Raw genomic sequence first — 12016 nt, 5'->3', positions numbered from 1 at the left:
CAGTTTTACTAAAAATCTTTTTGCAAGGGTCAAGAATCCTTGTTAGCAAATAATAAAAATATAACTCCTATTTTTAACTAGAGTTTAGTATTACTCTGTCATCTTTGAAAACAATATAAAAATAACAACTAAAGAAAAAAACTGCCTTGAGCCATTGTTACATAGCTAAAACAGTTTTTTCATAAAATTAAATATTTTTTTTATTAATTATTTTCATCATCTTTCTTTTCTTCTAATGACGATATATATTCTATTCCTTTACTTTCATCTGCCGCTTTATTTGCTTCATTTTTATAATTTTCTCTAGCAAAATAAAATTCTGAAGGAATTTCAGTATTATATTCTACATTCAAATAAATTATTGAAATAATTATTACTTGGAATATATTAATAACTGAACTTATGAGTGCTCCTATAATAGTTCCTATAGTTCCTAAAAATCCCAATATAATCCCTATTAAAAGTCCTATAACAGCTAAAATGACCAAAGGTAAAAACATTCTAAGTCTATTTCCTTGACAAAGAAAAAGATTGTATTTAAATGTTTCACCAATACTTCCTCTTCTAGACATATATGCAGGTATAAAATACAATATGAATAGTGTTACAACAATAAAAACAGCTATTAGGATAACAATTGGAATAATTATAGCCGCTAAAACTCCAATACCTCTTCTACTATATAATGCCATTCCCACTATTCCACCTATATATGGAAGCAAAAGAAGAGCTAGCAAAAATCCTGCCAATATAGCGATTCCAAGCAATATAAATGATTTTACTATAGCCGTATCACCTGCTTCGTATTTTTTCCCTTCAATTTTAAAAACAACTTTTCTATAAAAAATCCATATTCTAATTAAAGTAGCAAATGATACTAAAGTTCCAATAAAGCCTACTGATTGAATTTTGTTAAACAGTACTGAAATTAATGATAAAACCATAATGATTATCATATCTTTATTATCATTTCTGATCATTTCGTTAAAAAGTTTGTATGCTTCTTCAAAATATTGAGGTAAACTTAACTTTTCACTTTTTAATAAGTTCCTTAATGCGTTCATTTCGTTCTCCTTTTGTTATTTTAATTTGACTATTTGTAAAAATATAAAATTCTAATAAACACAGCATTTTTAAGTTTTTAGATTTATTATTTTTCTCTATTCTTTGACAAGAAGTCTTAATCCCTTATAATTATAAATACTGCTTTGCTTTCATTTTTACAATTGCCCATTATTTTAATTTACTCTAGAATTTTAGCACGTTTTTTTTCATATATCAAGAATTTTCAGCTAAAATTAAAAATTTAAATATTTTTATTGATTTGACATTTTTTTTAATTTTGATTCCCATTCACTGACTTCATCAGGAAAATAATCTAAGAACTTGTCTATTTTCTTTCCTTTAATATCAATGTTTAATACTTTGTCATCCTCTCTTAAAGTTCTCAATACATTTAAATCTTCACGAGATTTTATTCCGCCAATAATTGTATATTTTCCATTTAATTCTTTCATTGCTTGCATAGTAATGAAAAACTGACTGCTGTTGGTATCTGGACCTGAATTTGACATCGCTAAGATTCCTTCCACATCAAAAGTTAGCCATTTCTTTTTCTCATCTGGAATAAGGTATCCTGTTGTTCCAGTTCCATTTTCAGCAGAATCTCCTCCCTGAACAAGCCCATTTGGAACAACTCTAAAAAATTTCAGTCCATTGTAAAAATCATTTTTTGCCAAAAATACAAAATTTGCAACATTTTTAGGAGCTGCTTCAGGATATAGAAAAAATGCGATATCTCCTTTTGTGGTTTTCATTACAGCTTCCATCTGAAAATCCTTCATTATCTTTTCAAATTTTTTATTTTCTTTATTTTGCTGATTCCTACTTCCTTTGGCATTTACAGTGTTGACTATCATAATCATTAACACACTAACCAATATTGCTATTTTCTTCATTATTTTCCCTCACTTTTTTATTTTAAATTACACTAATGCTTTAATTATCGACTTTATACTTGTAATTAAAATTATAAACTAATCTTAGATTTACTTCATAACAAGGAGTCTTGAACTCTTGCTAAAATTTATATAACTGCCAAAAAGCTAATGTGCCCTTTTTATATATTTTATCGTATCTTCAACTTCAATTTTGTTATTAAAGTCAAATTCTAAAATTCTAAAATCAATTTTTTCAACATCTAGATTATATTTTAGAAGCTCCTTTTCTTCCATAATATTATCATAAATTACAAGGACGGAAAACTGGTTTCCAAATCCGTCAACCAGCTCCAATGTGTTAATTACTCTATTTTTTTTCATATTAAGGGAATTTCTTATTATTTCATTTGCTTCCCTTTTATTTCTAGCTTCTTTATAAAGTTCAGAAATTATCATAGGAAGTTTTATCGCAAACAAGATTTTTAGCTCTTCCCTTTTTTTAAATTTTATTATTGCCATTTTTAAAATCCTTATTTTTTATTTTTGTAAATTTATCCTTGAATCACTTTTGTCAATGGCGGAATAATTTGTTTCTTTCTTGAAACTACACCTTTTAAAGTTACTAAATTACTGTCAACTTTTTCTCCAAATGCCTTTTCAACAACATCATTTCCATCACCAGAAATTAAAGCAGCAGAATCATTTGTCAAAATATTTGTAATTGCAAGCATAAAGAACTTTAGCCCTTCTTTTGCAATAATGTTATCAATTTCAGCTAATAATTTTTCTTTTCTTTCCAAAACTTCTGCTTCATTTACAGTATTAACTTGTGCCACACCAATTTTTGTACCGTCAATCTCAAAGATTTTCATATCCATATTAAGAAGTTCCGCTTCAGATTTATCTCCAAGTGCAGTTCCAGCTTTTAACATTTCAAGTCCATATTCCTTTAAATCTACTCCAGCAATTTCAGCTAATTCCTTTCCAGCCTTCGCATCACATTGTGTACAAGTTGGAGATTTGAACAATAATGTATCTGAAATAATGGCACTTAACATAAGTCCAGCAGTTTCTTTACTTGGTGTAAGACCATTTTCCTTAAATAATTTTAAAATAATAGTTGCAGTACACCCAACAGGCTCTACTCTTGCATACAATGGTTCATCCACATTAAAGTTTGAAATTCTGTGATGATCAATCAATTCCAGAACTTTTGCTTCTTCAAATCCATCAGCAGTCTGGGTTCTTTCATTATGGTCTACTAAAATAATTTCCCTTCCAGCCACATTTTCCACCAATTCAGGCTTTTCAACTTTAAAATAGTTCAAGGCATATTTAGTTTCTTCATTGATTTCTCCAAGTCTTACAGCCTTTACATCTTTTCCCAATTTATTTTTTAGTTCTGCATAAGCAATTGCCGAACAAATTGTATCTGTATCTGGATTTTTGTGTCCAAAAACTAATATTGACATATTTTTTCCTCCTAAATTTTAATCATTTTATATTATTATAACCTATTAATCTTATTTTTGAAATAGAAAAAGCCATTTTTTGAAAAAAACTTAAAATAATAGATATTCTAAAGCAAGAGTTCTCGTTCTTTGTTAAATCAAATACTTTTATAATTTATAGTAAGAATTAAAACTGAATTTCAAAAGCTATGACTATTTTACTCAAATCCTAAGTTTATATAATTTTTGACAGTTTAATTTTGAATGGGTTCAAGTATATTTTTAAACTTCCAATAATTTTACATCAATTTCATAATCCTCTGAAACTTTTCCCCTTAAAATATTCTTATATTCCTCAATTTGCTCCTGATATTCTTTTTTCGTTTCAGGCTCAAATCCAGTCTTGTAATCATAAATATAAATTTTCCTGTTATTCTCATCAATATTAATTCTATCAATAATACGCTTCTTTCCATCAGAATCATAGATTTCAAATTCTGTATAAACTTTGTATTTCTCATCATAAATACCACTATTCTTTTCAATAAATTTATCCATTCTGACAATCAGTTCTTCCACAATTTTTTTCCCCAGCATATTCCCATATCGGCTCAAAAGTGCAGATTTTGCTATCTTTTTCTCATTTTCTAAATCATTCAGAATATGCTCGAAATAATAGTGCATTGCAAGACCTTTTTTACGCTTAAACTCATTTTCCAACGTGTTTACCGATGTTTTTACAATAAACTTATCATCGTCAAAATATGTTTTGAATAAACTATTGCTAATTTTTACATCTGAAGTATCTGTTGTTTCTTCAGGAATTTCTGATTCTACGATTTCACCTATTTTGTATCTATTTTCATCTCTGTAGACATCAACCATTCTCTTTGCTAGAGTATCTGTATATCCATTTTTGTCAGTAATTTCAGCATCAAATAACAATATCAAATTTTTCTTGGCACGAGTCAATGCGACATAATCGTTATTAATTTCTTCCATTTCTTCCTTTTGAGCATTTTTATCTATAATTTTACTCAAATCATTTTTAATCATTTTCTTATCATAACCTGAAAACAATAATATAAATTTTTTCACATCAGAAAATTTTTCATCAAAATCTAAATAGCTTTTTAAATTTTCTTTATCGTTATTTCCCTTATTTGATTTACGCTTATAATAAAATACCGTATCAAATTCCAATCCCTTTGAAGCATGAATCGTCATCAAGTTTATTGCATTAATATCCTTGCTGCTGACCTGTCTAAAATTGTCCTTTCTTTCCTCAATAAACGTAATGAATTCATACAAATTACTGTATTTCTTCAAAATGTTAAAAAATATGAAAATATTCTTCAAATCACTATTTGTCGAATAAAATTTTGTTATCTCAAAGTTCTCAACAAGTTTTCTCGAAAAATTTTCCTTTTCATATTTATTATTCAAGTCAATCGACAATGCTCTCAATTCCTTAACTTTTTCAAGAATTATCTCAAAAATCAAGCCATTTCTTTCTAGAATATTAATTCTTTTATATTTCAAAAGTTCTTCTTTTGTATTTTCATCTTCCTGCATATCAATAAACTCTTTAAAACTAATTATTTTTGAATTTTTATTAACCTTCTCAAAGCTATTTCCATTAATATACTTAATAATCTCATTTTTATTTTCAAGCAAATATTTTACATGGCTATTCAATCCACCTATCAAATCACTTCTCATAAATTCCAACAGGTATTTGAAATTATCAAATGCATAAAATTTAATTAGCTGATACATCGGAACAATTGGCTTATACTCTAAAATTGTTGTTTTGCTTTCAAGCGTATACGGAATTTTTGCCTCATTCAGCACATCCGCAATTTCTTTCAGGTGTGTGTTCGTACGACAAATGATTGCACTTTTTCCTAAATTTTTTATTTGACCATTTTCTATCATTTCAATAATTTTCGTATAAATTTTTGGTGCTTCTTCTTTTGTATCTTGAATAAAATATCCAAAATATCCCTTCTGGTACTCTTTGTCATCTCTGTAATTTGAGTCAGCATAATTCCATTTTGCATCATAACCATTAAAGATTTTATTAACATTTTCAATAATAGCCTTATAACTTCTATACGATTTATTCAAATTCTGAACATTTCCTTCGTTTATCGTCTCCAATTTCTCAAATAACTCCTTCTCACCGCCACGCCAGCTATAAATACTCTGTTTCTCATCACCAACGCAAATAATATTTTCCGAAGTATTCATCAGCAATTTCAAAATTTTCCATTGTAAAACACTCGTATCTTGAAACTCATCAATCATAATCGTATCTATTTTTCCACCAATTAATTCAAGAAATTCTTCCGTTACCTTATCATCTTTTACAAATTTTAAATCTTTATTGAAAATAAATTCATACGTATACACTAGAATATCATTATAAGTAAATCTTTTGGAAGAAATTTTTATTTTTTTAGCGATATTAAATATTATTTGGGCTATATTCTTTAATTTTTTGTCTAATGGCAAAATTTTTGTTAAATAGATATATTTAGACAATCTCTCTTTTAATTGATCCTTACTTTTTTCAGCACTTTCCCTTTCAGCCGACATATCTATTTTTTTAGTATCACCTACAACAGCATTTATCCAATATGGTTCTTTATCTTCAACCATCACTAAAAGAGCATCATTTTGTTCAACTAATTTTATTTTTTCTTTTAATTTTTCATTTTCATTTAACTTTTGATTTTCTAAAATTTTTATATATTCACAAAAGAAATTTTCATACTTTTTTCTGTATATGCTTTTACTTTTCTTTTTATCATGTGCTTTTTTTAATGTATCCACAATATCATCTAGATTATTTAAAAAATTATACGATACTTTCTCTTCATTTTCCAGCATCTCAAAATCTTTAGCCAAAACAAAATTAGACTGCATCCCCAATATCTCTTCAATAATTTCCATATATTTTTTAATATTTTTCTTCTCTTTTTTTTCATCAATAATAAATTCAAAATCTTTAAAAATTTCCTTATTTTCAATAATTTTAATCAAGATTTTTGAATAAAATTCATCAGTTTCCTTATCTAAAATTTCATAATTATAAGTATTAAAATACGGTGCAATCGCATTTTTAAAAATTTGATTCGTAAAACCATCTATCGTGGAAATCCGAATATCCTCTTTATTTTTTATCATCTCAAAATAAATATTTTGCAATTCCTTTTTATTCAAATTATCAAATTTATAAATTTCTTTTAAGTTTTTTTCTAATTCTGCCCCATTTCCTTCATTAAAAGCAATTTGATGCAAAAAATCATAAATTCTCTCTTTAATTTCAGCAGTCGCCTTTTTTGTAAACGTCATTACAACTATATTTTTATAATTAACACCTCTTATTAAGTTAGCTATAAATTCTAGCGACAATCTGTATGTTTTCCCTGTTCCTGCACTAGCCTTTAAAATTATATTATTCTTCCTCATCACCTACTTCATCCTCCCCTCTGCAAATATTTTTATACTCTTTGTAAAAATAATTTTTTGGATCTTTAAAATTCCCTAAATCATAATATTTTTCAGTTTGATATCTTGTAATAATTTCTTCAACAGTTTTTTTAGTTAATATCTTATCTTCATTTCTTTCATCTGACACCAATTTCCCTTCCCAAGTATCAACAACTATTTTCTCAATTTTTTTCTCTCCATCATTTTCCAGCATTAACGAATAATAATCCAACTGTTCCAATGCCTTGTCAACCTTATAATTTTTATAACCTTTTTTACTGTCTTTCAATTTCCCAGATTTATAATCAAATAAATAATCCTTATCACTAGTTTTTATATGTAAATCCGTAACTCCATTAACAAACACATTTTCAAACAATTCTTTTTCTGAAGAGAGCTTTATTCTTTCCTCAAAATGAATTTCGATATCCTCTTCCTCTTTCAATTTTTCAGTAAATTCCATGAAATATTTCTCTGCCGAATTTAAAATTTCTTCAAACGAAACTTTTCTATAAAATTCTAAATATTCCTTAGGAACCTTGTAATCAAATGAATTCAGAACTCTTTTCAAAATTTCTGATAACTGATCCCGATCAATCTTAAAAATTTTATTTTCCAAAGCTGCCTTATTCTCCATAACAACATTCTCATAAAAAGCATGAATTATCGTTCCAAAAATCTTAACATTTATTTCATCTTCAATTTCTTCAGCTTCCTGCTCACCTATCGCTTTTTCCAAATAATATCCATACTCAAAATCTCTCATTTTCTCAAATGAATAATATCCCAAACTCAATTTTTCATTTTTTATTTTTTCAAAATTTTTCTCCAATTTCGATGGAATAAACTCTCCAATTTCCTTTTGCACCCATTTCTCTGTTCTGTCCTTCAAAAAATATTTCTTTGCAAAAAAAAGTTCTTCTGCTTCACTTATCTCACCTTTTATAACTCCAATTCCATACTTCAACTTCAATTCCTCAATAACACTCGCCGAATCAACATTGCTTTCCAAATCCTTAACATACGCCAAATACACATTTTTCGCTGCAAGAATATTTTGATAAATTTTAAATATTCCAATCAATTTTTTATCGTCACTTGTAGGAAGACCCATTTTCGCACGCTGAACTTTTGAAAACAAAAAGTTATGAATTTTCACTTTTGGAAATGAATCCTGTAAATTTAAAATAATTATATTTTCCTTCGCATTTTCAGAAATATTTGCAAAGGAATTTATTGAAAAAGTATCTTCAGATTCATCTTCAATACTGTCTTCCAAGTTCAATCCAATTGATTTTTTATCCAAATATTTCAAAAACAATTTCAATAAATTAGATGAAACATTTTCATCAAAAAATTTATCCCACAAATTGTCAAAGCTAAAATCTTCCAGCACAACCATTTCTGACAAAGCCTCAAAATACTTGTCTTTTACATTCTTGTCCTGTTTCACTTTCTCCTCATTATCCAAATAAATTTTTTCCAAATAATCGCTATATTCCTTCAATGTCCTATACTTATAGATCTCTTCCAGCTTTTCAACAAATTTAATAATTTTACCAACAGCTATCATCCTTTGTTTATAAACTTCCTTAAATTTTTCCTTTTGGTTTCCTTTTTCCAATTTTTCCAAAACTTCTTGATTTATTCGCTCCAATTCCTCTTTTGAAATATACTTATAATCTTTTGAAACCAAATCCTGAAAAACATAATAACTCTCTTCCAAGTCAAAAATCTTCAACAAATCATTCGACTTATAGGCATCATAAAAATCTTTCACTCGAAATAAAAATAATTTTTCCTTGCCTTTTTTCTCAATTTCCTTCATATTATCTAGCAAATTATAAATCAAATTCAAGATTCGGTATATTTTCGTATCCTTCATTGTTATTTCCAAATTTGAAGAAATCTTTTTCTGTCTCAAAAGCTGATAATCACTTTTCATCTCTTCTGTATTTTCTTGTGCTTCAAAAATCCGATAATTTTGTTTTAGAATCTCATTTTTGCTGCTTGACTTTTTATTCTCTTTCTCAACTTTCTCCAATTTTCTAACCAGCCCCAGCAATTCTCCAAATTTACTGCCAAATTCATGAATTTCAATATTTATATTCTTTTCATTAAAAACTTCCTTCGCTGGTAATGAAAAGTCTTCAGATATTTTCAATTCTTTTTCATCAAAATCATTTTCCAACAATTGTAAAATATTTTCCACAATTATCCCTTTTTCCTCAAATTTTTCCACAAGTTCCTTTTCAAACGGAGAAAATCTGACTTTATTCACAAAATAAATCTTTTTATATCTTTTCAAAAAATTATCCGAAATATTTTTCACATTTCTAAGCATATATGGCAAAATCAGACCCTTCAGCTGACAAGTTTCCTTCACCTTTTTATCAACCATTTTCAGCGTCTCAAACAATTCTTCCTGCCATTTTTCCAATTCAACCTTTTCCAAATTAATCTTATGTTCCTGTAATTCCGCAAACAAATTGTAATAATTATAGGCAATGTCGATAATATCATAATAACTCGACACTTCCAATCTCTTTTTCAACTTTTCATCCAACGAATTGTAAAACAGGACAACTTGCTTTTCCTCTTTCACAACAATTTTATCAGTAACAAACAGATTTTCATAAAAATCATAGCTATTCATCATCTTGAAATTCTGAAAAATGCCTAATTCCTGCTGTATCTCCTCATCTCGTAAAAACTCCCTTTTAATCTCAAAAAACGAAGCCGAATTTTCAAATACAAAAAGCACATCTTCATTTTTCCTAAATTCCTCAAACAATATAACTTTTAAATCAGATCCAATATTTTTGTAGTTAATTTCCATAATATCCTTCCCTCCCTAATGTTGAAATTTTCCCCTTTTAAATTTTAATTCTATAATTAATGTTTTATTTAATAATTTTTTCTAATTTTCATAAAGAGATAACTTAATTAATAACCCCATTTATATTTTTAAACTTTACTTGAAATTTATATTAATTAAAATATCTTTTAAATTGTCATGATTTTTTAGAATAAAATTGACTGTTTGAGCTTTTTCCAAACCTTTAAATTATAAACAATTTAAAAAAAATCCTTATTAAAAAGCGAGTTTCAATTCTATTTCAAAAAACGCTTAGACAAGCGGGGATTGTAAAGGGGATGACAACTGATCACCTTTACATTAAAAAATGAAAAAACAAAAAAATACAGAAAAAATTTTTATTGACAAAAATTCACTTTATAAATTATCTTTTATTATTATAACATTTTTCTGAAAAAAACTGAAAAAAAAATCACAGCCAATATTCTTAACTGTGATTTTAATATTTTTACAAAAAATCAAAAAAACTTACTTTTTAAAATTTTATATTCAAAATTATTTATCTTACAATTTGGAATAAAATTGCAACGACTAGAAATAATGTTGCAACGATTTCTGTAAATTTTTCAATTCCTTCTTTTTCTTCATCCAAGATATTTGCAGAACTTTTTGCTAAACCTTGGCTTCTGTCTGGCTGTAGTAAAATTACACTTATCATAATGATTGATAAAATTACTAAAGCTACAATTAATAAATTTTCTAACACTTTATTAGTTCCTCCTATAATCTAAAAAACAAGAGAATAGCTAATTATTTTTTATTTTCAAAACAATTATTTAGCTGCTGCATCTCCAGCTTTTATTATTACAGCGAATTTTTCAGGAATCAAACTTGCTCCTCCTACTAATCCACCGTCAATGTCTGTTTGAGCAATTAAGTCAGCTGCATTTGCATCGTTCATTGATCCACCGTATTGAACTGTTACGTTTTCTGCAACTTCTTTTCCGTATAAGTCAGTTAATAATCCTCTAATGAATGCGTGAACTTCTTGAGCTTGTTCAGGAGTTGCAGTTTTACCTGTTCCAATTGCCCATACTGGTTCATAAGCAAGTACAACATTTGCCATTTGTTCAGCTGTAACATCTTTTAATCCGCCAACAATTTGAGTTTTTACAACATCATTAGTAGTTCCAGCTTCTCTTTCTTCCAATTTTTCTCCAATACATAAGATTGGTTTTAAATCATGAGCCAATGCTGATTTTACTTTTTCATTGATGATTTCATCATTTTCATGGTAATATTCTCTTCTTTCAGAATGTCCTAAAATTACATATTCCACACCTAAATCCTTTAACATCAATGGCGAAACTTCTCCAGTATATGCTCCGCTTTCTTTAGCGTTCATATTTTCAGCAGCGATTTCAATGTTGCTTCCTGCAGTTTCTCTAGTTGCTGTTTCTAATGCAGTAAAAGGTGCTCCAATTACAATTCCTGCATTTTTTACATCTGCTACTAAAGGTTTTAATTCATTGAAGAATTGTGCAGCCTCTTTTGCAGTTTTGTTCATTTTCCAGTTTCCAGCTACTATTACTTTTCTCATAGTTTTTTCCTCCATTATTTATTTAATACATTTTCTTTTATTTTACCATATATTACCTTTTTTATCAATGCTGATACATCGAATTTTTTTCCTTGAATATTTTTTATATTATCTCCCATTTTAACAGCAGACTGATTATAAATTTCCTTGTAAGGAGGAATACCCCCATATAAAATATAACTTCTATTTTTAAACGAGATTTAGTATTATATAATTAATTTATATAATCCAAAAATCAAAATCTTCACTTATCTTATCATATTTTTTATCTTTTCCAAGCACATCTGCAAATTCCTTAAAACTTTCGCCAGTTTTTCTTAAATATTCTTCATTTCCTATAACTTCTTCTATTTTTTCTGAAATTCCATCCCACGATTTATAAATGTCAGGTATTATTTTTAATCCTTCTGCAGTTATTTTAGTAATTGAATTTTTCCCAGATTTTTCCCTTTTCACATATCCCTTAGCAATTAATTTATCCACAAATCGTGTAACTGTCGATGGAGCTATTGCTAATGTTTCAGATATCTGATTTACTGTAAGCCCGTTTTCCTCTTCCTTTAATATAATCATCAAAAATCCATGTGTCGGATAAATATCTATTTTTTCAAATGATTCTTCCGCTATTTTATTAACTATTCTAAACATTTTTGAAATTGAAAAATAAATACATTTTTGAATTTCCATTTTTCCCTTATTATCCATAAAT

At 27.4% G+C, this 12016-nt stretch carries 9 protein-coding genes; all 9 read right to left on the bottom strand.

All coding sequences use genetic code 11. The annotated features are described in order from the left end of the window. Window positions 1-203: 203 nt before the first annotated feature. The 9 genes from F1564_RS01065 to F1564_RS01025 all read right to left on the bottom strand — a co-directional run bounded on the left by F1564_RS01065 (window position 204) and on the right by F1564_RS01025 (window position 12012). Window positions 204-1064, bottom strand: a complete 861-nt coding sequence (locus F1564_RS01065) for a hypothetical protein (RefSeq protein WP_018451315.1) — start codon at window positions 1062-1064, stop codon at window positions 204-206. A gap of 252 nt (window positions 1065-1316) precedes the next feature. Continuing rightward, window positions 1317-1958, bottom strand: a complete 642-nt coding sequence (locus F1564_RS01060; protein WP_018451314.1) for a peptidylprolyl isomerase — start codon at window positions 1956-1958, stop codon at window positions 1317-1319. 147 nt (window positions 1959-2105) lie between these two features. Continuing rightward, window positions 2106-2459 (bottom strand): hypothetical protein, encoded by a 354-nt coding sequence (locus F1564_RS01055; protein ID WP_018451313.1) that lies wholly within the window; start codon window positions 2457-2459, stop codon window positions 2106-2108. Window positions 2460-2491: 32 nt separating this feature from the next. Then, window positions 2492-3412 carry a manganese-dependent inorganic pyrophosphatase gene (locus F1564_RS01050; protein WP_018451312.1) on the bottom strand — a complete coding sequence of 307 codons (921 nt, stop codon included), beginning with the start codon at window positions 3410-3412 and terminating at the stop codon, window positions 2492-2494. 261 nt (window positions 3413-3673) lie between these two features. Further along, window positions 3674-6868, bottom strand: a complete 3195-nt coding sequence (locus tag F1564_RS01045) for a UvrD-helicase domain-containing protein (RefSeq protein WP_018451311.1) — start codon at window positions 6866-6868, stop codon at window positions 3674-3676. Next, window positions 6855-9728: a PD-(D/E)XK nuclease family protein gene (locus F1564_RS01040; RefSeq protein WP_018451310.1), complete on the bottom strand. Its 2874-nt coding sequence runs from the start codon at window positions 9726-9728 to the stop codon at window positions 6855-6857. Before F1564_RS01040 ends, F1564_RS01045 begins: the two co-directional genes overlap by 14 nt. 538 nt (window positions 9729-10266) lie before the next feature. Beyond that, the gene (gene secG / locus F1564_RS01035; protein ID WP_018451309.1) at window positions 10267-10473 is read right to left on the bottom strand and encodes a preprotein translocase subunit SecG; all 207 of its coding nucleotides are present in this window, start codon (window positions 10471-10473) and stop codon (window positions 10267-10269) included. A 66-nt stretch (window positions 10474-10539) separates the two neighbouring features. Then, window positions 10540-11307 (bottom strand): triose-phosphate isomerase, encoded by a 768-nt coding sequence (gene tpiA / locus F1564_RS01030; RefSeq protein ID WP_018451308.1) that lies wholly within the window; start codon window positions 11305-11307, stop codon window positions 10540-10542. Between the two features lie 219 nt (window positions 11308-11526). Then, window positions 11527-12012 carry a MarR family winged helix-turn-helix transcriptional regulator gene (locus tag F1564_RS01025; RefSeq protein WP_018451306.1) on the bottom strand — a complete coding sequence of 162 codons (486 nt, stop codon included), beginning with the start codon at window positions 12010-12012 and terminating at the stop codon, window positions 11527-11529. Between the last annotated feature and the right edge of the window lie 4 nt (window positions 12013-12016).

The organism is Leptotrichia shahii, from assembly GCF_008327825.1.
GTDB classification, from domain to species: domain Bacteria; phylum Fusobacteriota; class Fusobacteriia; order Fusobacteriales; family Leptotrichiaceae; genus Leptotrichia; species Leptotrichia shahii.
The sequence above is the reverse complement of the archived record's forward strand: the minus strand, read 5'-3'. Positions and strand labels throughout refer to the sequence as shown.

Bases quoted from the DNA above. Each gene is read 5' to 3' on its own strand.
- F1564_RS01065 (WP_018451315.1), bottom strand. From the start codon at position 1,064: ATGAACGCATTAAGGAACTTATTAAAAAGTGAAAAGTTAAGTTTACCT.
- F1564_RS01060 (WP_018451314.1), bottom strand. From the start codon at position 1,958: ATGAAGAAAATAGCAATATTGGTTAGTGTGTTAATGATTATGATAGTC.
- F1564_RS01055 (WP_018451313.1), bottom strand. From the start codon at position 2,459: ATGGCAATAATAAAATTTAAAAAAAGGGAAGAGCTAAAAATCTTGTTT.
- F1564_RS01050 (WP_018451312.1), bottom strand. From the start codon at position 3,412: ATGTCAATATTAGTTTTTGGACACAAAAATCCAGATACAGATACAATT.
- F1564_RS01045 (WP_018451311.1), bottom strand. From the start codon at position 6,868: ATGAGGAAGAATAATATAATTTTAAAGGCTAGTGCAGGAACAGGGAAA.
- F1564_RS01040 (WP_018451310.1), bottom strand. From the start codon at position 9,728: ATGGAAATTAACTACAAAAATATTGGATCTGATTTAAAAGTTATATTG.
- tpiA (WP_018451308.1), bottom strand. From the start codon at position 11,307: ATGAGAAAAGTAATAGTAGCTGGAAACTGGAAAATGAACAAAACTGCA.
- F1564_RS01025 (WP_018451306.1), bottom strand. From the start codon at position 12,012: ATGGATAATAAGGGAAAAATGGAAATTCAAAAATGTATTTATTTTTCA.